The sequence below is a fragment of the Shewanella sp. Isolate8 genome (genome assembly GCF_022398495.1).
Taxonomy (GTDB): Bacteria; Pseudomonadota; Gammaproteobacteria; order Enterobacterales; family Shewanellaceae; genus Shewanella; species Shewanella aquimarina.
This window is the reverse complement of record NZ_JAKEVI010000001.1, coordinates 382467-405380: the sequence shown is the minus strand read 5'-3', so window position 1 is coordinate 405380 and position 22914 is coordinate 382467. Positions and strand designations below refer to the sequence as shown.

Genomic DNA, 22914 nt, shown 5'->3' with positions numbered 1-22914 from the left:
AGCCTATCTATAGTAGATTATTAATGGTCATAAGAGAGTGACACAGAGGCTCTCGAGATGGCGCAACAGCCCCTGTTGAGGTAACCATCGCCCCGATGAGAAAATTGCTGCTGGCATCAGGTTTTATACTTTTTTCAAACCCGCTTCTGGCACACGCTGCTGACACAGAGATCTCCTTTGCGGTCAGCAACACCATTCCCCCCTATTTCTTTGCCAACGGTCAAAGCGGGATTCAATATGAGCGTCTCGCGGCAGTGTTAGCCAGGCAGTCGTTATCGATCGGGCACATTCATCTATCCCCCAATAAACGAGCGTTCCGCCAGGTCGCCAGCGGCAATGTCGATTGCCTCATCAATGCCCCCGAGAAGCTAGCGGGCCTCTACTACACCCGCAGCCTTATCAGTTACCAAAACAGCGTATTTACTCTGGCCAGCAATAAACTGCTCATCGACTCAATCACCGATCTGGCGGCGATCTCTGTCATGGGATTTCAGAACGCAACCCAATATTTAGGTAAAGACTTCTACCAGATGGCACTCAATAACCCGAAATATGGCGAATCCAACAGCCAGAAAAGCCAGGTGATGATGCTGTTTTCTGGAAGGGTCGAAGCCATTATCTTGGAAGGGCGCATATTTGAATATTACCGCGAACAGCTCAAGTTTAGAGTCGACACCCTTCAGGCAACGGTTCGCCATCCTCTGTTTGCGCCGGCTCCACGCAAGATAGCCTGTCACAGCCAAGCCATTGCAGAAAAGATAGACTTGGGTATCGCCCAGTTGGACAGAGAGGAAGCTGAGGAAAAAAACCAAAGTATCGACTCAGCGCCAGAGCCTGAGAAGATGCCTGTAGAGCTAAAATAGTGTCGGTATACGCTGGCGATTCAAATAGCGTCATTCAACCAGGACAGGCGTGATATGAAAGACGCCTCTCACAGGCGCCTTATTTATGAATACCTTGGTAATAAAATACCTTAGTGAATAAATGCCTTAATTAATAAATACTGGGTTAATGAATACCTTGATGCGACTGCATCGCCTGCAACTTGGCCTGATAGCGTCGCTGGTTATATTCATCCACAGATAAGGACAAGGCCTTTTGCATATTCAGCTTAGCCCTGCGCTCATCCCCCGTGGCCCAATAGGCTCTGGAGAGACCAAAGTAAAACTCATGGCGATAGTCTGCCTTCTCCACCGCGCGTTTGTACCAGGCCAGCGCGGTCTGGTACTCATGTTCTGAGTAGGCCTGCTGCGCCATGTCATAGTAATAATAGGGATTACGGATCCTGACCAGTTCCAGGGTCTTATGTACCTCAGCCCACTCCTCTAATCTGTCTTGGCTGGCCAGCAGCACACTGTAATTAAACAGGGCATTCATATCCTCACTGTCTTGGGATAACGCCAGCTTATAGAGGGTCTCCGCCCTGTCATCCAACCCCTTGTAGCGGTAGAGAATTGCTAGGGTATTCAATGCGGGAATAAAGTCGGCCTTCAACATGAGACTCTGTTTCAGGTAGGCATAGGCCTGATCGTAACGTCCCTCCACCAGCGACTCCGCCGCGACATTGTTATAGAACATCGCCATGACGGTAGTTCTATCGATACGCCGCTTAGCGTAGCCACGCATGGTACGTTCGGGCAGAAAATCGATCTGCAGCGCATTCTTGTCGGCAAGGAAGGTATCACTCGTCTCTCTTGGAATGAGGCGCAGATTGATGTGACCATTCACCAGATAGAAATCACCTGCCTTGTCCCACACGGGCGGAACCTCGACCTCTTGAAACTCGACATCGACCCCTAAGGCATCGGCCAGCGAGGCACTCAGCAGCACCAGCGACAGGCAGTTACCGGCCCGGGCATCAAAGGTATCGGCGGGGATCTTGGTCAGATTATCTCGGTACTTGAAGCCACCCTTATCGGCGTTGATGTAATTAGCCAGCCACAAGTTAGCGGCAATATAGTCCCTTGCCATTCGGCTACGCTTATAATCTTGCCGCAGATCCACAGTTACCTGTGTGGGCAATGCAAACAGCTTATCTGGGGTGACTTGAACCGCTACCGCCGTGAATTCTTCGTCGGCAAAGTATTGATCTATATTAGCGAGGGTTTCCTTACCCGGGCCGCTGGCACAACCGCTCACTATGAAGAATAACAGCAACATAGCGCGCCTATACTCAAATAGCCTTTTCATATTAAACCTACGCTGATGAGGGCACCGTAAGATCTATCATAAAGTAGGCTTTTTCATTTTGCCCCACGCAAAGCGTTACAAAATATTAACAATCAATGAGCAACTGGCGGATCGACCTGAATATAGAGCTGCCGAGGAGCCGTGCCCTCGTCTCGATACTGATAGGGACGATAAAAATTCGCGCCACAACGATAGTAGGCATAGGGCAGCTTAAACATCACGCAGCCTAGGGGGAGACTCTGCAATATATTGATCTGTTGCTGCATTCGCAAAGATTCTCGCCACGCGAAATCCTGCTGCACCTTATCACGCACGGCAAAGGCATCGAAAGGCTCACTCGACTTACGCACCACCACCTGGCCCGCCTGCAGTTGAGCCGACATCATCAACAAAACTAATACCCAGAGAGACTGCTTCATGTTAACGCTCCTCACACCATCCCTGTCGATAGCATAATACAAAAAACAGGGTCCGCACCATGAGGCAGGGACCCTGTTTATCAGACTATCTAGTCTAGAGGAGTATCAGCTGGCGCTCTTGAGCGAGACAAACTCAGGATAGGCATCGATACCACAGTCCGATGCGTCCATGCCGTTGTACTCTTCCTCTTCAGAGACACGGATACCCATGGTGACCTTGAGTAGATACCAGGCCGCAAAGGAAGCCGAGAACACCCAGGCGAAGATAACAGCCGCGCCATAAAGCTGACCCAATAGCGTCGCATCGGCATTTGATAGTGGCACTAACACCAGACCAAACAGACCGGCAACACCGTGCACCGAAATCGCGCCAACAGGATCGTCAATCTTGATTCTATCGAACATCACGATAGAGAAGACCACCAGACCACCGGCTACCAGGCCGATAACCCCGGCCAGAGGCAGCGAAGGCGATAGCGGATCGGCGGTGATCGCCACCAGGCCCGCCAAGGCGCCGTTTAAGATCATGGTCAAGTCCGCCTTACCCCATACCATCTTACAGACCACGAGGGCAGAGACGGCGCCGAAAGCGGCTGCAGAGTTAGTGTTAACGAAGATCTTCGCCACCGCCGACGCGTTCTCGGCGTCAGACACCAGCAGCTGAGAGCCACCGTTAAAGCCGAACCAACCCATCCACAGAATGAACATACCTAGAGTAGCCATCGGCAGGTTTGAACCTGGGATAGGATTAACCTGACCGTTAGGGCCATACTTGCCCTTACGAGCGCCGAGCAATAAGACGCCTGAGATCGCTGCCGCTGCGCCCGCCATGTGCACTATGCCACTGCCGGCAAAGTCGACAAACCCAGCCTCAGAGAGGAAACCGCCGCCCCAGGTCCAGTAACCTTCTACAGGATAGATAACCCCAGTCATTACCACGGAGAAGATCAGGAAGGCCCACAGCTTCATACGCTCGGCAACGGCGCCAGAGACGATAGACATAGCGGTCGCCACAAACACCACCTGGAAGAAGAAATCAGACTCCAGCGCGTGGTCGGCGTCACTTGCCTGAGCACCGATGAGACTGGCGAACGATGGCAACCAGCCCCCCTCGGCGTTATCCACATACATGATGTTGTAACCCACCACCAGATACATGATACAGGCGATAGAGTAGAGACAGACGTTCTTGGTTAAGATCTCTGTGGTGTTCTTGGAGCGCACCAGACCCGCTTCCAACATGGCAAACCCGGCTGCCATCCACATCACCAGCGCGCCTGAGATCAAGAAATAAAAGGTGTCGAGAGCAAACTTTAACTCAGATACTGTCGCACCTAGTGTTACTAACTCTTCCATTGGAATTCCCCCTTAAAGTGCTTCGTTATCGAGTTCGCCGGTACGGATACGGATCACCTGATCGAGATCCGTCACGAAAATCTTGCCGTCGCCTATCTTGCCCGTGTGCGCCGCCGCGACGATGGACTCGATAAGGTGGTCGACGTTTTCAGCCTTAGTGGCGATATCCAGTTTGACCTTAGGCAGAAAATCCACCTGGTATTCGGCGCCACGATAGAGCTCAGTGTGGCCTTTCTGACGTCCGAATCCCTTCACCTCGGTCACCGTCATCCCCTCAATCCCCAACCCTGCAATGGCTTCTCGCACATCATCGAGTTTGAATGGCTTGATTATTGCGCTGATTAATTTCATTACCGCCTCCGACTCATCTTAGTATTCTTGCTGATGCCAAAGGCAATTCAATCATCAGGCCAATATTACAAATCCTTAACATTCATGGGTTTAGTAATACAGGTTCACTTAGGGTTGAATACAAATGCACCAAATAGGTGCGGCTATGCATTGGCTGCACAGAAATAGCGCAGCCAACTATTCGACTTATGACGGATTGGTAGAGGGGATTATCTGGGTATCATGGAGTCACCACCCATTGAGGAGCGCCCCATGTTAAAACCACAGGAATGTGTACTCGTCATCGTCGATGTTCAAGGAAAGCTGGCTACCCTGATGCACCAAGCCGAGGAACTTGAAGCCCGGCTCATCACACTGATCAAGGCGGCCGAGCTGTTTGAGATCCCTGTCATCTGGCTCGAACAACTCCCAGATAAGCTAGGCGCCACCAGCCCGGTGTTAGCTGAGCTACTTGCGCCTCACTATCAGCCTATCGCCAAGGCAACTTTTAGCGCCTGGCAGGCCGAGCCCTTCAGACAGGCATTACGCCAGTATGACAGACCCAAGGTGCTACTCGCAGGTATAGAGACCCATATCTGCGTCTATCAGACCTGCCGGGATCTGCTGGACAACAGTTACCAGGTGCATCTGGTGACAGACGCCGTCTCCTCGCGAACCGAGGCCAATAAGATCTTGGGCTGTGAGATGATGGCGCAGCACGGCGCGCTATTGACCAACAGCGAATCTCTGCTATTCGAGCTGCAGGCTGAGGCCAACGGCGACAGGTTCAAGGCCTTATTGAAGATGATTAAATAAGATCAGACATAAAAAAGCCCCGGATAACCGGGGCTTTTACTATGCAGGGGGGAGAAATTAGTAAGTTGCTTCGCGCTTCTTAGCTTCGGCATCCCACTTAGGAAGTACAGTCTTCTTGAACTCTTCCTTGTCGCCATTCAACTTCTTCATATCCATACCCAGCGCAGCTTGTGCCTTAGCCTTGGTAGAGACATCAGGGAAGGCGATAGGTTGCTTAACACCTTTCTTCGCTAGCAGCTGAGCAAGCTTAACGCGAGCATCACCAGCCTTATCTACTGAGGTACCTAATATACGCAGTGCTTCATCAGCCGCGTGAGCCGCAACACCGTGAGAGGCAGTTGCATAGTCCCAGCGCCATTGTGAATGACGGATATCCATTAAGATAGGCTTCATTTCAGCTTCGGTTGCACCGGCATCCCAAGCAGCTTTAGCTTCGAAGTGCGCCTTAACTAACTGAGATTCAGCTCGTGCTTTAAGGTCAGCAACTTTCGCTTTACGTTCTTTAGTTAGGTTAACCATGAACTCTTTGCTTTGAGTATGACAAGTCGCACAAGTCTCTTCGAAGCGATCGAATGGATTACCTACCTTATGGTCTGTAAACTTACGGCCTTCAGCATTCTTCACCTTAGGCATGTGACAGTCGGTACAGGTCACATTGTTCTTACCATGCACACCCAGCTGCCAAGTTTCATAACCTGGGTGCTGTGCTTTCAGCATAGGCGTCTTAGAAACAGCATGTGTCCAGTCTTTGAACTCCATGTTGTCGTAGTAGACTTCCATCTGCTCAACAGTTGTACCCATATCCCATGGGAATTTCACGAAGCCCTTACGATCTTTGGTCTTCTCGAAGTAGTACTCTACGTGACACTGGCCACAAACCATAGACTGCTTGTCTTTCTTAGAAGCCTTGTCAAACGGTGTGCCTAGTGTAGCCATTGCGCGCTCGGCGAATGGACGTGACATGCGTAGCTTAGAAGAGCCTTTCTCGTGACAGTCTGAACAACCGATAGTGTTAACGATTTCGGCGCCGCCTTTGTACCACTTACCAGTGAAGTAGCCATCTTCGCCCTGCTCTTCGATAACGCGCGGTACGTCTGGGCTCTTACAAGACCAACATGCCATCGGCATTGGACCATCGTCGGCAGACTTAGGCGCACCGGTACGCAGTGTGTTACGTACGTCAGTTACCGCATACATATGACCACGTGGCGCATTGTAATCTTTCGCGAAACCATAACCTGCCCACAATACGACTAGGCTAGGAACCTCTTCAAGCATATCGACAACTTCTTTGCTTTCGGCTGTGTCATGCCAGCTGTTGTACTGCTTTGAAAACTTGTCTTTGTAGACTTCATTGCGTGGCTCGGTCTTGTCGCTTGCCATCACGCCGGTAGCCATCAGGCCCGCGGCGACCAAAGCACTCAGTGCAAAGGTTTTTGTTGTTAATGTTCTCACCATCTCATCTCCGTGTTACTTTTTTATAGTAGTCTTTAAAACCACAACATCTCCAGGGCCAAAGTTAGTCCCTTAACCCCGTTAAAAATATACCCCTTATGGGGTATCCTGGTTAAAACTTGAGGCAGATCATAATGTGAATGTGTTGTTGGTCACATTTTTACCACATTGTTAATTTTATCAGCGATTGCTAAACAAGTATGATAGTCCAAATTTCCGATTTTTCCCTATTATTTAATGAGTTCTAATACATGAAGAAAGGTAGTCTTACCTCCACCATCTTAAGGTTAATGCTGGCCTTAATTTTACTTTCCACTGGACTTGCCACCTTCGCCATAGCTAATTTGGCTTATAGCCTGGGAGATGCCAGAGCCATCAACGCCTCCGGCTCTCTGCGTATGCAAAGTTACCGCTTAATGTTCTATGCCAACTCGGGCAGCGAAGAAGCCGACGAGAAAATTAAGGAATTTGAGGCCACACTCCACTCGGATGCCCTGAAACGCTCACTCGACTGGATGACGCCGGACGATCTCGCCTCCCAATATCTGCTGGTTATCGAGAAATGGCAGGTAATGAAGCAATATATCGAAGAGGAGAACTCCCGCCTCTATGTCTCCGCCCTCAAGGATTTCGTCGACACCATAGATCTCTTCGTGCTGGAGACTGAAGAATTCGCCGCCTTCAAGCTTAAGCTGCTGGCCGCCAGCCAGATCAGCGGCCTGGGGCTGATGCTGTTGATTGCCTTCTTCGCCGTGCGCTTTACCAAGCGCAAAGTGGTCAAGCCGCTCAATCAGTTGATGGAGTCGGCCAACACCATCTCTAAAGGCGAGTTCGATGTCACCATGCCAGACAGTGAATATGTTGAGCTCAGCTCGCTGAGCAACGCCCTGGCCACCAGCGCCAGGGAACTGTCAACCCTGTATAACAACCTGGAAAATCAGGTTAAAGAGAAGACCTTCGCCCTCACCCGCGCCAACAACGAGTTGAAGCTGCTCTATGACAACCTGGTGATGCTGCATTCGGGCAAGCTGGAGATCAGCACGTTGAAGCAGGCACTGAATCAACTCAGGGCCCATGAACCCCATAGCTTCCTCAGGCTAGTGATCGCCCAGGACGACAAGGAGAAGCTCTACATAGATGCCGATGGCGGCTGGCCGATAGCCTCCCTGAGCCAGACACGCTTCCCGCTGAAGTTTGCCGACAATGAGCTGGGCTATCTCGAGGTCACCTCCCTGGGCGAGATCAATCACCCCCTGTTTGAGAACTTCGCCATCATGTTGGCCCGCTCTATCGTCATCTATAACGCCGGCGAGCAGCGCCAACAGCTGGCACTGATGGAAGAGCGCGGCGTGATCGCCCGTGAGCTACACGACTCCCTGGGCCAGCTGCTGTCGTTTCTTAAGATTCAGGTCAACCTGCTCTCCAAGGGACTCGATAGCCAGTGCCGCAGCCCTCAGGTGGAGGAACAACTCCAGGAGATCAACGAAGGGGTTAACACCGCCTATGTTCAGCTGCGAGAACTGCTATCCACCTTCCGCCTGACCATTAAGGACCCCAACCTGAATCACGCCATCGAGATGATGCTGGACCAACTCAGGGGGCAAACCACCGCCGAGATCACCCTGGAAGATAAACTGCCGATCCAGCTGCTGGGAGCCCATCAGCATATTCACGTGCTGCAGCTCACCCGGGAGGCGACCCTCAACGCCATCAAGCATGCCCAGGCGAATCATATTCATATCTGCTGCACCCGTAGCGGGAACAATGTGAAGATCAGCATCAGTGACGATGGCGTAGGTCTGGAGAAGCTCAAGGAAAGAGACCAACATTTTGGCATAGGAATCATGCATGAACGCGCAAGTCGCCTCTCGGGTGTGGTAGACTTCAGCAGCAACGAACAGGGCGGGACCACGGTCACCTTAGTTTTCCCTCCCGAAAAAGAGCCAAACCAGTAGGATGCTGGTAATATAAGACACTAATTTTTAAATAAAACAGACCTCAGTGGAGGCATAAAAAATGGGCAAACCCTATTCAGTTTTGGTTGTAGACGATCACCCCCTGTTACGTCGCGGGATCTGTCAACTTATCACCTCTGACTCAGACTTCACCCTATTTGGTGAAGCAGGCAGCGGCCTAGATGCCCTGTCGGCAATTGCCGAGAATGAACCGGATATAGTGTTACTGGATCTCAACATGAAAGGGATGACAGGACTAGATACCCTCAATGCATTGCGTCAGGAAGGGGTCACCAGCCGCATAGTGATCCTAACGGTATCCGATGCCAAGCAGGACGTTATCCGCCTGGTCAGGGCCGGCGCCGACGGTTACCTTCTCAAAGATACCGAGCCGGATCTGCTGCTGGAGAAGCTCAAGAATGCCATGCAGGGTCACCGCGTGATCTCTGAATCGGTGGAAGACTTCATCTATGAGCTGAAAGATGGCGCCGACGAGCAGGCCTGGATAGACAACCTGACACCGAGAGAGCTGCAGATCCTCGAGCAACTGGCCGAAGGCAAGAGCAACCGGGTGATCTCAGAGCAGCTGCATATCAGCGAAGGCACGGTCAAGGTGCATGTAAAGAATCTGCTGCGCAAGGCCAACGCCAAGTCGCGCACCGAGATGGCGGTACGCTACCTAAACCAATAGGCCTTGGTGTAGCTTGATTTGGTTTGATTAAGCTCAAAATGCTCATTAGACGCTAAAAAGGCAGCCCAGGCTGCCTTTCTTCTTTGTAGATTTTTCCCCTAAGCTTTCCCCTAGGTTTCAGGTTCCCCCTAGGTTTCAGGTTCACAGCTATCGACTCTCTTCGATGAAGGCCTGCCAGCTCTTTAGCGCCGCCTCAAAATCCTCCAGGCCACAGAAGGCCTGGGACTCGCCGTCATATAGCGACATAGACTCATCTAGAGGCGTATCATCATCCATCTCTAAGGCGTTGGCAAAGACTCTCGCCTGCTCCTCATCCAGCTCGAGAGAGATGGCTTTACCGATAAAACCTTGCTCTGTCAGCTTACCCTGCTGCAATGCCTCGATAGTCGAGGCAATCTGAGCGATAAGCGCCTTATCTTCGCCCAGCTCATCGACAAACCAAAGCCCCATAATCTCATGATCCATGGTGAACTGTGCCACCAGGGTGCCGGTCAATGTGTTGCGGCGAAATTCATATTCCATAAGCTGTCTTCCCCAAGGTTACTTTGCAAATTCTAACCTAAGGCCAAGACAATTGCAGAGATATCCAAGCCGCCTGACGCTAAGCGGCGAAAATTCCCCCTCGGGCAGTTCACTCTGGCATTTCATACAGACGCAAAAAGGGCGCCGAGGCGCCCTTTTTCAATCTCTTTAGAAGAACAGCGAATTACTTAGCCGCTGCCTCCTCTTCTGCTGCCGGTGCGGCCTTCTCGATAGAAAGCAGCTCAACTTCGAAGATCAGCGTCGAATTGGCCGGGATGCTGCCGGTATCGCGGCTACCATAGGCCAGCTCGGCTGGAATCACGAAACGGTACTTAGAACCCACAGACATCAGCTGAACACCCTCGGTCCAACCTGGGATAACGCGGTTTAGCGGGAACTTAGCGCTCTGACCACGGGCGATAGAGCTATCAAACTCTGTGCCGTCGATCAGGGTACCGACATAGTGCACTTCAACCGTATCTTCTGCAGCCGGCTTATCACCAGTACCTTCGGTGATCACTTCATACTGCAGACCAGATTCTGTCGTCACAACGCCTTCTTTCGCCTTGTTAGCTTCTAAGAAAGCCGCGCTCTCTGCCTGGGCTTTCTCGGCCAGTGCAGTCGCCTGGGCCTGACGCTTCTCGTTTAGTTGCTCGTCAAGGCCTTGCAGTACTGTCTGCATCTCTTCTTCGGTCAGCTTCAGTTCGTCGTTCAGACCGTTGCTAAAACCTTGAATAATCAGGCTACGATCTACGGGTAGACCTAGCTCTTCCTGCTCCTTGATATGACCAGACATATATTTACCGATAGACGCGCCTACGCTATAGGCTTGCTTCTGCGCCTGGGTCTCGAGTTTAACTTCTGCCGGTTTTGTTGTTTTTTGTTCTTGGTTACAAGCAGTTAGACCAACCACCGCCAACGCGACCAGTGACATCTTATAAATGGACTTCATTAAAGCTTCCTCAGCATTTTCTTGTGGTTACAATAACCTTACTCTTCTAAGACGAACCACTTTATACTAGTTAATTAACATATACCAATTACATTGATTAAGTTTCATCAATGATGGTTTGGTAGCCTTGCGCAAGGCGAAAACCTTTGAGCTAAAGACAACTCAACCAGGAACAAGTTCATGAGCAGAACCGGCTTGCTGTATTTTTGTACACTGATTGCTTGTACACTCCTGCTGAGTGCTTGTCAGCCTAAACCTGAGGTCGATAGCCTGATCGCCGAACCTAGCTATGATGCCAGCCTCTCCCCCCAGGCGCGTTTACTTCTGGTCAGCACCACCAGCAACAACCTGCAACTCTGGGATCTCACCCAAAAAGCGCTTAAGTATCAGTGGCTACACGGCAAAGCGGGCGGCACCGCAATTGCCACCGCCCTGTCGGACAACCTCAAATACGCCGCCTCCCTCAGCCGCGATTCGGTCGCCCTGTGGAATATACAAGATGGACAGCCCCTGGGATGGTGGTCCCTGCCCGCCAAGGGGCAGTGTCTGGCGCTGGCCGACAATGGTACCCTGCTGATCGGTCTCACCGACGGCAGCGTCATGTCACTCAATCACCAGACCGACACCCTAATCAAATTCCTCGGGCACAGCGAGAAGGTTAACAACGTCGCCCTCTCTGCCGACGGCCGTTGGGCACTATCGGGCGGTAACGACAACCGGGTCATTCTTTGGCAGGCCAACACGGGGCAGCCCCGGCAGCAGTGGCAACTTCCCAGCCGGGTACTCAGTGTCAGCCTGACCCAGGACGCCAGCCTGGCTTTCGCCGCCGATAGCACCAATAGGGCCGAGATCTGGCAGACACAGACAGGCGAATCTGTGTCTCGCCTTAAAATAAAACGTCGCACGATGAACTTTTCCACCGCACGCTTTACCAAAGATAACCAGACACTACTCACCGGCACCCCTGCCAGAGAAGTGAGCGTTTGGCGGGTAGCCGATGGAAAAATGCGCGCCAACTGGCAAGTTACCCGCACCGAGCGTGCCCAAATCAAGGGCGCCGTTGTATACTCTGTGGCTGAAACCCTTAATGGGCAGATCATCAGCTTTAGCAGTAATGGCTTGCTGGAAACCTGGCCCATGCCCGATTGATAGAGGACTAACATTGGTGCAACTAGAACAAAGAATCGAAGATCTTGAGATGAAACTGGCTTTTCAGGACGACACCATAGAGTCGCTGAACCAGCAGGTGATCAAGCTCAACGACCTGCTGGCCGAGCAACAGGAAAAACTGCGCCTGCTCACCAGCAAGCTCTCCCAGGTCGAGCCCAGCAACATCGCCAGTCAGGCGGAAGAGACGCCGCCTCCCCACTATTAGACCGGCGTACATCGCCCAGGCCATTGAACGGAACTTGCTTCACAAAGGAACTGACCAACTATGCCACACCAAAGCAGCCCTCATAGTCGAGTCTCAAGGCGATACCGCACGACATTTGTTGGCGCGCTCTTATCGCTCACCTTGTCGGGCTGCGCCTTTAACAGTGTCTTTATCAGTTATCCGTCACAGCTTGCGCCGGTAAAGGCCGATCTCACCAGACAGAGCGATGCCGCCCTCTATCGACAGTTCGACGATGCTATCACGGGGCAAGATGGACTGCTGTACGCCCAGGAGGCGGGGCGTATTGCCCAGATCACGGGAGACTTCGAGGCCAGCAAGGCCTATTACCGGCAGGCCGTCGATGCCTACACCAAGTTTGACGACCAGGCGGTGATCAGCGCATCTGATCTTGGTGCTACCGCCAGCAGCCTGTTTATCAACGACAACGTGATCCCCTATCGTGGCCCCGGCTATGAGCGGATCATGTTGCATCAGTATCAGGCCCTTAACTACCTCTTTAGCCGAGATAGCCAGGGAGCGCTGGTCGAGGTGAGGCGCAGCAACGAGCTACAGCAGAGCGAGCAGGCCAGATACCAGAAATCCCAGGCGTCGGTACAGGCGATGGCCAACGGCACCATAGACGGCGAGGTCAATCGACTCGGGCAAGCGGCCGGCACCACCACAAGTTCTTTCCTCAACGCCTATAGTTACTACACCACTGGGCTGTTGCACGAGCTGCTGGGCGAAGAGAATGACGCCTTCATCGATTATCGCAAGGCGGCGCAGATAACCCCGGACAACCCCTATCTACAGCAAGATCTGGTGCGTCTAGCCAAAAAACTGGCCATGCCGCAATATGAGGATTTTAAGCGCCGCTGGGGCGATGCCAAGCTGGCCAAGCCCGGCCAGGGCCAGGTGGTGATCCTGCTCGAGCGAGGTTTTGTCCCCGAGAAGCAAAGCTTCACCGTGCCGTTTCGCATTAGCGGCAACTGGCAGACGGCCTCCTTGGCCACCTACGTTCCCAGCCGGATCAGCGTCCCCCAAGGGGAAATCATTGGCCTGGGTACTGTGCTGAAGACGGCGCCGCTCGCCAATATCGACGCCCTGGCAATCACCGCGCTTAAGGAAGAACTCCCCAGCGCCCTGTTTCGCCAGGCCGCGAGGATCTACGCCAAGGCAGAGATGGCCCGCAGCGTGCGCAGCGAGTCCAAGCGACGCAAAGATGAGTTTGACGCCGGCGCCATCGCCATGCAGATCTTCAATGTGGTTACCGAGCAGGCCGACAGACGCAGCTGGTTAACACTGCCCAGCCAGGCCCAGTTAGGACGTCGTTATCTGGATGCGGGCCAGTATCAGATCCGTCTGGGGCAGTCTCAGGTGCAAGCAGTTGACGTACAAAGCGATAAAACCACATTAATTTGGATAATTGAGACTGGTAATTTCACCCGTTTTCATTCAATAATCATCTAATCAAGACTAAGGAATCGGTATTTTTATGAAAAAGTTCAACCTCATTTTTATCATCGCCGTGGCGATTGGCCTGGCGGGTTGTCAATCTAAGGTGCAGTACGGTGATGCTACTGAAGTCGAAACCGTCAATGAAAACTTCGGTTCTACGGATCTGCAGGCGATCACCGCCAAGATGGTCGACAGCATGCTGAGCTTCCCGCCTGTGGTAGCCATGACGGCCAAAGATCGCCCTGTCATCTTTGTCGACAAGATCAAGAACAAGACCTCAGAGCATATCGATACCGAATCTGTCACAGATTCGATCAGCAACAAGCTACTGCGCTCGGGTAAATTCCGCTTCATCGACATGACCAAGGTCGACGCGGTACGCAAGCAACTGGATTATCAGAACAACGCCGGCATGGTAGACCCATCGACCGCCATCAACTTCGGTCGTCAGATCGGTGCCCAGTACATGCTGTACGGCAACCTGTCGAGCATAGTTAAGCAAGATGGTAGCACCAAGGATGTCTACTACAAGATGACCATGCGCCTGATGGATCTGGAAACCGGCCTAATCGAATGGTCAGACGAGAAAGAGATCCGCAAGACCAAGTCGAAATCTTTCCTCGGCATGTAAGCCAGGTTCACCGTTAAAAACCAGCCTAGTGCTGGTTTTTTTATGCCTAAACCTGGATAGCGAAGAGAAATTTTGTCGATAAATTCTACTGCCAAGGGGCAGAGTCGGGTAGAATGTGGCGGCCTTTGGCACCCATGTATGGCGCGGGGTTTTGCCCGCCCATTGAATGCTAACCGAACCGATAAGCCCTCGAGCCAATAATATAAGAAGGACCCGTTTTGAGACTGTTTTCCCTGTGCGCTAGCCTCCTCTGCCTCCTTATCGGCGCATGCCAAAGCACCTCCCCCGGCAGTCAACAGACAGACGAGAAATCCCTCGGCATCAGCGCCAGCGTCGCCAAACAGCGTGCCAGCCGAGTCAGTCAGGTCAGCTACCAGCTACACCTAGATCTAACCCAGGCGAGACGCTTTAAGGGCGAGGCGCTGATCCAGTTTGAGCTCGCCGACAGCGAACAAGCCTTGAGCCTAGATCTGGAGCAGGCGCTTATCAGCCAACTGCTCATCAATGGTCAGAAGCTCTATCCCAACTATGATGGTCACAGGCTAGTGATCCCGGCCAGCCTGTTACGGGGCGGCAGTAACCAGATAAAGGTAGACTTTAGCAGTCCCTACAGCCATGAAGATCAGGGCCTTATCGAGTTTATCGACCCGCAAGATGGCCTGCGCTACCTCTACAGCCATTTTCTGCCCTCCAGCGCCCAGACCCTGGCGCCACAATTTGATCAGCCGGATCTCAGGGCCAGCTACCATCTGAGTATATTGGCCCCTAAGGGATGGCAGGTCGCCAGCGCGGCCAATATGCAGAGCCGTCAGCCGATGGGCGAGAACAGCCTGTGGCAGTTTATGCTGAGTAAGCCGGTCAGTCCCCATAACTTCTCCCTGCTCGCCGGGCCATATCAAACCTGGCAGAGCGAGGCAGAAGGTGTTGCATTGAATCTGTTTGCCCGTCAATCTCAGGCACAATCTATCGATGCCGAGGCCTGGCTTTCCCAGACCAGCCAGGCCCTTAGTCATTATCGGCAGCGTCTTGGCAGCCAATATCCCTTCGGCCACTACACCCAGGCGATAGTGCCTCACTTGCCCAGCGAGTTTCGCGCCAGTCAGGCGCAGACCAGCTTCAGTGAGGAGAGTCTGCCTAGAGTCACGCCTCGGCGGGCTATCCTGCGGGCATTGGCCGAGCAGTGGCTTGGCAATCTGGTCACCCTCAAGTGGTGGGATCAGCTCTGGCTCAATCAGAGCCTGGCCTATCTGGTTGCAGATGACGGCGAGGCGCAGCTATTTGGCCAGGCCCATACAGGCAGCCAGGCTAGCTTTATTCGCAGCCCTGAACAGGTGCAGCAGCAGATCGCCAACAGCCTGGAGCTGTTCTCACAAGATCGGACGCCGAGTCAAAATAAGGCTATCGCCCAGCTCAATCAGCTCAAGTTCATGCTGGGCGACGCCAGTTTCTACCAGGGTATAGGCCAGTATCTCGAGCGCTTTGCGCTGCAAAATGCCGATCTGAATGATTTTATTTCAAGCCTCGAGCATGTCACCAAGCAGCCCCTGAGCCAGTGGAGTCAGACGGCCTTTAAACGAGCGGGCATCATCCGCCTGGAGGCAGAGTTCAGCTGCGCAGGCGATCGCATCTCACGCTTTAACCTCATACAGTATAACGGTGATGCCGAGAGCATGCAGAGGGTCAAGGTGGGCCTGTTTACCTTGGGCCGTCATGGCCTGCACAAGAACCTGGTGAGCGAGGTCAATTACCAGGGGGAGCGCACTGAGGTGAAGCGCCTCAAGGGGGTGCGCTGCCCGGATCTCGTGTATACCAACTACCAGAACAAGGCCTATGTCAGGGTCAAGCTGGACAAGGCCTCTCTCGAGACAGCCCTCTTGCACCTTGGCAGCCTGGAAGAGGCAGAACTGAGGCGCATGCTGTGGCAATCCCTATGGGAATCCGTACTAATTGGTGAGCTACCTCTGCCCCGCTTTATTGGCAGCGCCCTGGTGAACCTGCCAGCTGAAACCGATCCCCAGGTGCTGCTCAGCGTGCAAGACCAGCTTAGAGAGGCCAAGGCCCTGCTGGAGCAGATGAGTCCCAATCAGCGGCGCTATAGCCGACAGGCGCTCAACGCCATCGCCCAGATGAGCCTGCGCCTGACCATCACCAATAAGGCCGAACCCGAACTGCAATCTCTATGGTTCGACAACTACCAGCATTTCGCCGTCAGCCATCAGGCAAAGCGTCATCTGGCGGCGCTGCTCGAGGAGAGAGAATCGCTACCCGGCATCACGCTCACGCCCGAGCGTCGCTGGCAGATAATTACCCACCTCAATCGCTATGATTACCCGGGCAGCGAACGACTCCTGCTCAAGGAGAAACAAAATGACGGTTCGCCCGAGGGCGAGCAGGCGGCGCTCGGCGCCCTGGTGGCCCGCCCCAGCGCCAAGGAGAAACGCCAGTGGTTTGAGCGTATTCAGGCCCACACCAAGGAGAGCGACCCTCAGCTACTGGAGAAATTAACTCAGGTGATGCGCCACCTCTACCCCAGCGAGCAGAAGGCCCTGAGTCAGGCCAGCGCCGAGCAGCGCCTGACGGAGCTGGCAAGCCTGGATAGACGCAACAGCCAGCGCTTTATGCAGAGCTACACCGCCAATCTGCTACCCAGAAGCTGCAATTACGCCAGCCTGGTGAGACTGCAGGCATTACTCACCCAGCCAGAGGCCTTTAGCCCAACGACGCTGAGAGGCATTAACCAGACGATTGCCGCCGAGCAGGAGTGTATTCGCGTGCAAGAAGCGATGCAGCAGCGGCCCTAGCCCACTGCGCAGCCTGATAGACTCAACTAAACAATTTATTTGAAACGGGCTAAGGGGCTGGTGACAAGCCTGTTTTGGGTTATAGTGGGATAATAAGTACAAAGGACGCCTAACATCGACAGGAGCACGACATGGGCATTTTTCAAATCGCCGCCATCGCCATCATAGGCGCCTTCGCCTTAGCAGCCTTTAAGGAACACAACCGCCGAAAAGCCAGCGTGGACAATAATGAAATTGATGCGCTTAAGGCCGAGATAGACAAGCTAAAATCCCGCATCGCCACGTTGGAGAAGATAGTCACCGACAAGGCCTACCAGTTGGGTGACGAGATAGACAAGCTCTAGCCTGGCTAGAGCAAGACTTAGCACCAATAAAAATGCCACCCTAGGGTGGCATTTTTTGTTGGGCTCAGAATATTACACGAAGAGCTCTTTGATGTTCTTCAGATCGCCCTTACCGTTGGCAATCTCCTCTGGCGACAGGCCAGACACCTCGTGCGGGAACACCAACCAGTCTTCAGATTCATGGATGAAGTAATCCGGCTTCAAAGATACCGCGGTATTCTTTGGCTTGTAGTATGGGCAGGCGATGCGCACGTCTCTTGGCATATTGAGACGCATCAGCTCCGCCAGCTTCTCTTTCAGGGCGTGGATGCTGCGGCCAGAGTCGAACACATCGTCGACGATCAACAGGCCATCATCGGCATTGGCGTTCTCGACGATATAGTGCAAACCATGCACCTTGATCTGCTTGCTCTGCTTGTCTGTGCCTATGCCATAGTAAGAAGAGGTACGTACGGCAATATGATCTGTCTCGACCTGCTTAAAATCGAAATATTCTTGGACTGCGATCCCTATCGGGGCACCACCACGCCATATGCCGACAATAAACTGTGGTCTAAAACCGCTCTCATAAACTTGCGCCGCAAGGCGAAAAGAATCTTCCAGCAATTCCTGTGCGGTAATAAAGTGTTTCTCAGACATCAGGCCGTCCCCATCTTGTTCTAATTTGGTCTTTGAGAGGGAGGAAGGTAATCCATCGATTAGGCTTCGCCCCAAATCCAGCGTAGCACAAGGGGCGCGTATTGAACTTCAACACGACGACAATCGGCGCTGCGGGATTTGGAGCTGAATTTTATACTAAAAAAGCCCCCCATGCAGAACTAAATAACGAAACTTGGACGGGGGATGCACTTTTTAAGACAAAAAAGCCGCCTCTAAGGCGGCTTCAGTTACTTTGAGTCAATTTGCCTCGACTTATGCCGCGCTGATCTTGGCCTCACCCGCCTTGGTCATCGCCGCGTAGTGCTTGTCAGTTGCCTCGCTAAACTCACTATCGAGAATAGTATCGACGAAGTGCCAGTCGCTGCGTACCGACTCAGGAGTGAAGGTCAGCACCATGAAACCGCGATCCCTCAAGTTGGTGTACTTGAGGCCATCGACCAGGTCGACGACACCGGCCTCGGTCACGCTCTGCTGATCGGCAGGAATACCAAGGTAATACTCGAGTCCTGGTGAAGAAACCGAGCTGGTCGCATACTCGACGCCAACGATATCGCCATGGCTGTCCTTAAGCTCGTTGGCCCAGGCGTTATGGGTATCACCGGCGATCACCACCAGGTTAGCGCCCTTCTGCTTGGCCGTCGCCAGGATCACCTCACGCTCATAGGCATAGCCATCCCAGGCATCCAGGTTGTAGGGGATAGAAGGCAGTTGCAGCAGCGCCATCACCTCGGGTGTCAGCTTGTACTGATTCCCTAGAAGGAAGCTGTATTCCTGCGCCGTCAGAGTCGGGTCATTGGCCGCCGCACGGGCCGCCAGCTGCGCCAACGCGCCTAGCTCGGCATATTCATAGACAGAGAGCTTCTGCATGGCGATCGCCGCAGGCAGCATCATGGTGCCCATCAATATCTGTTGTCCCAGCACCTGCCACTTACCCGTTGCACTCAGCAGACTGGCCTGCAGCCACTGTAGCTGATCGGCGCCCAGTAAGGTGCGGTCGCTGCTGGTGACATCCGCCATGAAGCGGGCACTGTCCATGGCACCTGTGGTGGCATCGACATAGTCGGCGTAGTCCAGCTGCTTGTCACGAGCCAGTACGCGGGTGTCTAACATGTGCAGGTCGACTAGATCGCCGAAGCTAAATGAGCGATAGATCTCCTCGTGGTTACCCTCGCGCCATGGGCGGATAGGCAGCCACTCGAAGTAGGCTTGTAACGCAGCCGTCTTACGGGCCTCGAAATCCCCTTCGCCCTCGTTATGATTTTCGGCGCCGCCAGACCAGGTATCATTCGCCACCTCATGGTCATCCCATACGGTAATGAAAGGTACCTTGGCATGTAGGCCCTGCAGTGAGCCATCGCTACGGTATTGACCGTAGCGGGTGCGGTAATCAGACAGGGTAAAGAGCTCACCCGCAGGCATGACTTCACGGCCCAACTCGGCCGCATTTTCGCTGGCATAACCGCCGCGACCATACTCATAGATGTAGTCGCCAAGGTGCACCACTGCGTCCAGAGCGTCCTGCTCGCTTGCAAGCTGATACACATTGAAATGACCGGCCGGGTAGTTAGCGCAAGACATCACCGCCAGCTTAACCTGCTCAACCGCGCCCTGCGGCAGCGTCTTGGTCATGCCAGCATTTGATACCTGCTCGCCCGACATGAAGCGATAATAGTAGGCCGTACCCGCGTCCAGGCCGATGGCATCCACCTTGACGGTATAGTCGCGATCAGCATTGGTGGTGGTCTCGCCGTTGGAGATCATCTGGGTAAAGTCGGCATCGGTTGCGATCTCCCAGCCGACCTTGACGTCACCGTCGGTGTCAGGAGTGACTCGGGTCCAGAGGATCACTGCGCTGTGGGTAGGGTCACCACTGGCGATACCGTGTAAAAATTGAACCTTAGGGGCGGTTTCTTGCTTGTCGTCGTCACTGCTTGAACAGCCCATCAGGCCATAGGAGACAACGGCGGCACCAACACCCTTGGCCGACATGGCCAGAAAATCCCTGCGAGAATACTTGGTTTTCATTATTATTCCTTTATTTGAGCCGGTTATCCCTTGTGCCCTCGTTTCACAACATGTGAAGCTGAAAACGCCTACTGCGAAAGATAACTGACCTTGTTATTGTTATTCCTGGTAAGAGGTCTAATGACTCTAATTATCAATTAACAATATTGCAAAATTATTATGATCACGGCAACCGCTAGTTTCGACTGAGGGAGATAGCCAAGGCAGCAGAACATCTCGAAAGGGGCAGGGTTAATGCCATGCAGCAGCATTTTTCGCCGTGCGGATATCTGCGCCCTCAGGCCGATGGCGTGCATTTTTTAATCGCGCCGTAAATAACTGTTATGATAAATGCATCCCCATAGTTGAAGGAGTCGACCATGAGAGTCAGCGATATCATGTCCAAAGACACTGTGTGCATCAGCGATCAGGCCACCACCAAGGACGCCCACCTCTTGATGAGCAGCCGCGGCGTGCGCCATCTGCCCGTCATCAGCGAAGTCGACGGCACCCTAGTAGGCATACTGACCCACAAGAAGATGATCAGCACAGTCATGGGCATGCTGACCCATTACGGCAACGAAGGGCTGGATCGTCAGGAGCGGCGCACCTCGGTGGCCGAGATCATGGATAGAGAGTTTCAGAAGGTGACCCTGGACGAGCCGCTGGCCGTGGTGGTGGACTACTTCGTCGACAACAAGCTGGGCTGCCTGCCGGTAGTCGACGAGGCCCACAAGGTGATCGGCATCTTAACCTCGTCGGACTTCGTCAAGCTATGCGCCGCGCTACTGAAACGCTAGATACGCGAGTCGTCTAAGCCTGTAACTTAGGCTAACTACACCAAGAGATAGGCGAATAGCGGCGCACCGATCACCATGGCGATGCCGGTAAAGATCATGGTGAGGCTGGCCACTACGCCCTCCTCACGGCCATATTCGGCGGCCTTGGCCGCCCCCACCCCATGGGCGCTGGCGCCTAAGGCGGCGCCCTTAGCCAAAGGGCTAGAGATCTTCGCCAGCCTGAACACAGGACCACACAGCAACATGCCCAGCACACCCGTCATCAACACCAGTACGGCGGTGAGGTCCGGCACGCCGCCAAACTCGCGGGTCGCCTCCAAGGCAAAAGGGGTCGAAACCGACCGCACCAGCAGGCTGTGAGACAACTCGGGCGGCAGATAGATCACCCGCGTCAGCAGCCAGGAGGAGACCAGACCCGCCAGCAGACCGGTCAGCACACCCAGGCTCAAAGTCAGCGGGTAGCGACGGATCAGATGACGCTCACGATAGATGGGCAAGGCGAACGCTATGGTCGCCGGCGCCAGTAGCAAGCTGAGATAGTGGTTATATTCGAAATAGGTGGGCAGCGGAATGGCAAAAATGACCACCAAGCCCAGCAGTATGGCCGGTGTCAGCACCATGGGCGATAACCACCAGTGACCGAAGCGACGATAGAGGTACTTACTCAGGGCATAACTGACCAGGGTCGCCAGCAAGCAGCCTAGGCCGAGCAGCGACAGATGCAATGAGTTAACCATGTCGAATATCCAATGTCTGGGCCGCGCCGACGCGTCTAATGCGGCGCTCATATTTAAAGACTCGGTCGATGACAAAGCCGGTGATCAGCAGGACGCTGACGCTCCCCAGCACTAAGGTGCAGAGTAGGCTCACACCATACTGCTCCAGCAGCGGCGCATAATGCATGGAGGCGACAACCGGCGGAATGAAGAAGAGTAGCAGCTCACCCAGCAGCCAGGCTGCGCCGCGGGCCACGAAACGCTCCGGCAACCAGTTGAGTGACAACAGGGCCAGCAGCGCAGCCAAGCCAATCACCCCGCTCGGCAGGGGTAAGGCCAGGCGAGTCACCAACCATTGGGCGGCAAGGGCCAGCAGAGACAATAGCCCCACCTGCAACAGGAGTTGCAGCAGATTTCGAAGTGGGGGAAGAAAAGTTGCCATGAAAAACTCTGTATAACGAGAAGATGTAGCGATCTTACGCTTGCCATTTAAATAAAAAAAATGAATATTATTTATAAAATAGATTACCAAAAGCTATTCAATGGATCTCAAGGCATTACACTACTTTGTCGAAATCGTCACCTCGGGGGGGTTTAACCGCGCCGCCGAGCGGATCCATATCAGCCAACCTGCCCTGTCAAAGTCTATCGCCCAGCTCGAGCACGAGCTGGATCTACCCTTGCTCACCCGGGGCAAACGCGGCACTAAGGTGCAGCTTACACCCCATGGCGAGGTGGTCTATCGCCACGCCATTAGGCTACTGGAAGACAAGCAGGCAATGATGGAAGAGCTGGCACAGCTCAAAGGACTTAACTTAGGGATACTGCGCCTGGGTCTGGCGCCACTGGGCAGCGCCGAGCTATTTGCGCCCATCATCGCTAAGTATCGTCAGGCCTACCCAGAGATAGAGACCCAGCTGCTGGTTCGCGGCGGCGTGGAGCAGACTCAGGCACTGCAACAGGGTGAAATTGAACTCGCCACCGGCATTATCGATCTCAAGGATCGCTATGAGGGGATTGCCATTCATACCGAGCCCATGGTGGTGGTGCTCCCCAGCGAACATCCGCTGGCGAGGCACGCTGAGATCCCCCTAGGCGAACTCGATGACCAGCCACAAATACTGTTTGAATCGGAATTTTCACTCCATGAGATGGTGATCAGGGCATGTCAGCAGGCAAGCGTTAACATCAAGAATCCGACCCAGGTGAACCAGCCCGAGTTTGGCGTCGCCCTGGTGGCCGCCGGGATCGGCGTGATGCTACTGCCTAAGTTTATTGCCGAGCGCTACCGGCCCAAGGGCGTGGTCATCCGCCCCCTCACCCAGACTGCACTCAGCTGGCAGATGAGCCTATTTTGGCGCAAAGATCTCAGCCTCTCCTTCGCGGCTCAGGCGATGATAGACCTGGTCAAACGCCATCAGGCGAGCGGCGAATAGCCT

Annotated in this window: 23 protein-coding genes; 12 read left to right on the top strand and 11 right to left on the bottom strand. The window is 53.6% G+C overall.

What is annotated here, in order from left to right; all coding sequences use genetic code 11:
* Window positions 1–95: 95 nt before the first annotated feature.
* A complete protein-coding gene (locus L1D43_RS01705; protein ID WP_239849710.1) occupies window positions 96–863 on the top strand; it encodes a transporter substrate-binding domain-containing protein in 768 nt (255 codons plus the stop codon).
* A gap of 145 nt (window positions 864–1008) precedes the next feature.
* On the opposite strand, the gene L1D43_RS01700 is transcribed toward L1D43_RS01705, so the two are convergent.
* The 4 genes from L1D43_RS01700 to L1D43_RS01685 form a co-directional block, all read right to left on the bottom strand.
* A complete protein-coding gene (locus L1D43_RS01700; protein ID WP_239849709.1) occupies window positions 1009–2160 on the bottom strand; it encodes a hypothetical protein in 1152 nt (383 codons plus the stop codon).
* Between the two features lie 122 nt (window positions 2161–2282).
* Window positions 2283–2609: a hypothetical protein gene (locus tag L1D43_RS01695; RefSeq protein ID WP_239849708.1), complete on the bottom strand. Its 327-nt coding sequence runs from the start codon at window positions 2607–2609 to the stop codon at window positions 2283–2285.
* Between the two features lie 105 nt (window positions 2610–2714).
* Window positions 2715–3965, bottom strand: coding sequence for an ammonium transporter (locus L1D43_RS01690; protein ID WP_239849707.1), 1251 nt, complete (start codon window positions 3963–3965; stop codon window positions 2715–2717).
* 12 nt (window positions 3966–3977) lie between these two features.
* Window positions 3978–4316: a P-II family nitrogen regulator gene (locus L1D43_RS01685; RefSeq protein WP_011864652.1), complete on the bottom strand. Its 339-nt coding sequence runs from the start codon at window positions 4314–4316 to the stop codon at window positions 3978–3980.
* Between the two features lie 252 nt (window positions 4317–4568).
* On the opposite strand from L1D43_RS01685, the gene L1D43_RS01680 reads away from it, so the two are divergent.
* Window positions 4569–5111 carry a hydrolase gene (locus L1D43_RS01680; RefSeq protein ID WP_239849706.1) on the top strand — a complete coding sequence of 181 codons (543 nt, stop codon included), beginning with the start codon at window positions 4569–4571 and terminating at the stop codon, window positions 5109–5111.
* Between the two features lie 57 nt (window positions 5112–5168).
* Here the strand turns inward: L1D43_RS01680 and nrfA are convergent, their stop codons facing one another.
* Entirely contained in the window at window positions 5169–6569 is a 1401-nt protein-coding gene (gene nrfA / locus L1D43_RS01675) for an ammonia-forming nitrite reductase cytochrome c552 subunit (protein ID WP_239849705.1), read from the bottom strand.
* 248 nt (window positions 6570–6817) lie between these two features.
* On the opposite strand from nrfA, the gene narQ reads away from it, so the two are divergent.
* Entirely contained in the window at window positions 6818–8521 is a 1704-nt protein-coding gene (narQ, locus tag L1D43_RS01670; RefSeq protein WP_239849704.1) for a nitrate/nitrite two-component system sensor histidine kinase NarQ, read from the top strand.
* Window positions 8522–8582: 61 nt separating this feature from the next.
* Window positions 8583–9212 carry a response regulator gene (locus L1D43_RS01665; protein ID WP_011864648.1) on the top strand — a complete coding sequence of 210 codons (630 nt, stop codon included), beginning with the start codon at window positions 8583–8585 and terminating at the stop codon, window positions 9210–9212.
* Between the two features lie 147 nt (window positions 9213–9359).
* Here the strand turns inward: L1D43_RS01665 and L1D43_RS01660 are convergent, their stop codons facing one another.
* Together L1D43_RS01660 and fkpA are read right to left on the bottom strand one after the other, a co-directional pair.
* Window positions 9360–9734, bottom strand: a complete 375-nt coding sequence (locus tag L1D43_RS01660; protein WP_041510175.1) for a YacL family protein — start codon at window positions 9732–9734, stop codon at window positions 9360–9362.
* Between the two features lie 184 nt (window positions 9735–9918).
* The gene (gene fkpA / locus L1D43_RS01655) at window positions 9919–10686 is read right to left on the bottom strand and encodes an FKBP-type peptidyl-prolyl cis-trans isomerase (RefSeq protein WP_239849703.1); all 768 of its coding nucleotides are present in this window, start codon (window positions 10684–10686) and stop codon (window positions 9919–9921) included.
* Window positions 10687–10866: 180 nt separating this feature from the next.
* Here fkpA and L1D43_RS01650 point away from each other — a divergent pair, with 180 nt between their 5' ends.
* The 6 genes from L1D43_RS01650 to L1D43_RS01625 all read left to right on the top strand — a co-directional run bounded on the left by L1D43_RS01650 (window position 10867) and on the right by L1D43_RS01625 (window position 17295).
* On the top strand, window positions 10867–11835 hold the full coding sequence (locus tag L1D43_RS01650) for a WD40 repeat domain-containing protein (RefSeq protein ID WP_239849702.1): 969 nt from the start codon (window positions 10867–10869) through the stop codon (window positions 11833–11835).
* Window positions 11836–11848: 13 nt separating this feature from the next.
* Entirely contained in the window at window positions 11849–12061 is a 213-nt protein-coding gene (locus tag L1D43_RS01645; protein ID WP_239849701.1) for a SlyX family protein, read from the top strand.
* Between the two features lie 60 nt (window positions 12062–12121).
* Entirely contained in the window at window positions 12122–13531 is a 1410-nt protein-coding gene (locus tag L1D43_RS01640; protein WP_239849700.1) for a hypothetical protein, read from the top strand.
* 25 nt (window positions 13532–13556) lie between these two features.
* Complete coding sequence (gene lpoB / locus L1D43_RS01635; RefSeq protein ID WP_041510170.1) at window positions 13557–14150, top strand: penicillin-binding protein activator LpoB; 594 nt, start codon at window positions 13557–13559, stop codon at window positions 14148–14150.
* Window positions 14151–14368: 218 nt separating this feature from the next.
* Window positions 14369–16951 (top strand): ERAP1-like C-terminal domain-containing protein, encoded by a 2583-nt coding sequence (locus L1D43_RS01630; protein ID WP_239849699.1) that lies wholly within the window; start codon window positions 14369–14371, stop codon window positions 16949–16951.
* A gap of 131 nt (window positions 16952–17082) precedes the next feature.
* On the top strand, window positions 17083–17295 hold the full coding sequence (locus tag L1D43_RS01625) for a hypothetical protein (protein WP_239849698.1): 213 nt from the start codon (window positions 17083–17085) through the stop codon (window positions 17293–17295).
* A gap of 72 nt (window positions 17296–17367) precedes the next feature.
* On the opposite strand, the gene L1D43_RS01620 is transcribed toward L1D43_RS01625, so the two are convergent.
* Window positions 17368–17934 (bottom strand): phosphoribosyltransferase family protein, encoded by a 567-nt coding sequence (locus L1D43_RS01620; RefSeq protein ID WP_239849697.1) that lies wholly within the window; start codon window positions 17932–17934, stop codon window positions 17368–17370.
* Between the two features lie 273 nt (window positions 17935–18207).
* A complete protein-coding gene (locus L1D43_RS01615) occupies window positions 18208–19980 on the bottom strand; it encodes an alkaline phosphatase D family protein (RefSeq protein ID WP_239849696.1) in 1773 nt (590 codons plus the stop codon).
* Window positions 19981–20339: 359 nt separating this feature from the next.
* Here L1D43_RS01615 and L1D43_RS01610 point away from each other — a divergent pair, with 359 nt between their 5' ends.
* Window positions 20340–20759 carry a CBS domain-containing protein gene (locus tag L1D43_RS01610; protein WP_239849695.1) on the top strand — a complete coding sequence of 140 codons (420 nt, stop codon included), beginning with the start codon at window positions 20340–20342 and terminating at the stop codon, window positions 20757–20759.
* Window positions 20760–20794: 35 nt separating this feature from the next.
* On the opposite strand, the gene L1D43_RS01605 is transcribed toward L1D43_RS01610, so the two are convergent.
* Window positions 20795–21496: an LrgB family protein gene (locus L1D43_RS01605; RefSeq protein ID WP_239849694.1), complete on the bottom strand. Its 702-nt coding sequence runs from the start codon at window positions 21494–21496 to the stop codon at window positions 20795–20797.
* Window positions 21489–21917: a CidA/LrgA family protein gene (locus tag L1D43_RS01600; RefSeq protein WP_239849693.1), complete on the bottom strand. Its 429-nt coding sequence runs from the start codon at window positions 21915–21917 to the stop codon at window positions 21489–21491. The genes L1D43_RS01605 and L1D43_RS01600 overlap by 8 nt, the downstream gene beginning before the upstream one ends.
* A 100-nt stretch (window positions 21918–22017) precedes the next feature.
* Here L1D43_RS01600 and L1D43_RS01595 point away from each other — a divergent pair, with 100 nt between their 5' ends.
* Window positions 22018–22911 carry a LysR substrate-binding domain-containing protein gene (locus tag L1D43_RS01595; RefSeq protein WP_239849692.1) on the top strand — a complete coding sequence of 298 codons (894 nt, stop codon included), beginning with the start codon at window positions 22018–22020 and terminating at the stop codon, window positions 22909–22911.
* Window positions 22912–22914 lie beyond the last annotated feature (3 nt).

Coding starts and splice junctions, on each gene's coding strand:
- L1D43_RS01625 (WP_239849698.1), top strand. CDS start 17,083: ATGGGCATTTTTCAAATCGCCGCCATCGCCATCATAGGCGCCTTCGCC.
- L1D43_RS01650 (WP_239849702.1), top strand. CDS start 10,867: ATGAGCAGAACCGGCTTGCTGTATTTTTGTACACTGATTGCTTGTACA.
- L1D43_RS01605 (WP_239849694.1), bottom strand. CDS start 21,496: ATGGTTAACTCATTGCATCTGTCGCTGCTCGGCCTAGGCTGCTTGCTG.
- L1D43_RS01690 (WP_239849707.1), bottom strand. CDS start 3,965: ATGGAAGAGTTAGTAACACTAGGTGCGACAGTATCTGAGTTAAAGTTT.
- L1D43_RS01620 (WP_239849697.1), bottom strand. CDS start 17,934: ATGTCTGAGAAACACTTTATTACCGCACAGGAATTGCTGGAAGATTCT.
- fkpA (WP_239849703.1), bottom strand. CDS start 10,686: ATGAAGTCCATTTATAAGATGTCACTGGTCGCGTTGGCGGTGGTTGGT.
- L1D43_RS01705 (WP_239849710.1), top strand. CDS start 96: ATGAGAAAATTGCTGCTGGCATCAGGTTTTATACTTTTTTCAAACCCG.
- lpoB (WP_041510170.1), top strand. CDS start 13,557: ATGAAAAAGTTCAACCTCATTTTTATCATCGCCGTGGCGATTGGCCTG.
- L1D43_RS01600 (WP_239849693.1), bottom strand. CDS start 21,917: ATGGCAACTTTTCTTCCCCCACTTCGAAATCTGCTGCAACTCCTGTTG.
- L1D43_RS01695 (WP_239849708.1), bottom strand. CDS start 2,609: ATGAAGCAGTCTCTCTGGGTATTAGTTTTGTTGATGATGTCGGCTCAA.
- L1D43_RS01595 (WP_239849692.1), top strand. CDS start 22,018: ATGGATCTCAAGGCATTACACTACTTTGTCGAAATCGTCACCTCGGGG.
- L1D43_RS01665 (WP_011864648.1), top strand. CDS start 8,583: ATGGGCAAACCCTATTCAGTTTTGGTTGTAGACGATCACCCCCTGTTA.
- L1D43_RS01685 (WP_011864652.1), bottom strand. CDS start 4,316: ATGAAATTAATCAGCGCAATAATCAAGCCATTCAAACTCGATGATGTG.
- L1D43_RS01640 (WP_239849700.1), top strand. CDS start 12,122: ATGCCACACCAAAGCAGCCCTCATAGTCGAGTCTCAAGGCGATACCGC.
- L1D43_RS01700 (WP_239849709.1), bottom strand. CDS start 2,160: ATGTTGCTGTTATTCTTCATAGTGAGCGGTTGTGCCAGCGGCCCGGGT.
- L1D43_RS01615 (WP_239849696.1), bottom strand. CDS start 19,980: ATGAAAACCAAGTATTCTCGCAGGGATTTTCTGGCCATGTCGGCCAAG.
- narQ (WP_239849704.1), top strand. CDS start 6,818: ATGAAGAAAGGTAGTCTTACCTCCACCATCTTAAGGTTAATGCTGGCC.
- L1D43_RS01610 (WP_239849695.1), top strand. CDS start 20,340: ATGAGAGTCAGCGATATCATGTCCAAAGACACTGTGTGCATCAGCGAT.
- L1D43_RS01680 (WP_239849706.1), top strand. CDS start 4,569: ATGTTAAAACCACAGGAATGTGTACTCGTCATCGTCGATGTTCAAGGA.
- L1D43_RS01660 (WP_041510175.1), bottom strand. CDS start 9,734: ATGGAATATGAATTTCGCCGCAACACATTGACCGGCACCCTGGTGGCA.
- nrfA (WP_239849705.1), bottom strand. CDS start 6,569: ATGGTGAGAACATTAACAACAAAAACCTTTGCACTGAGTGCTTTGGTC.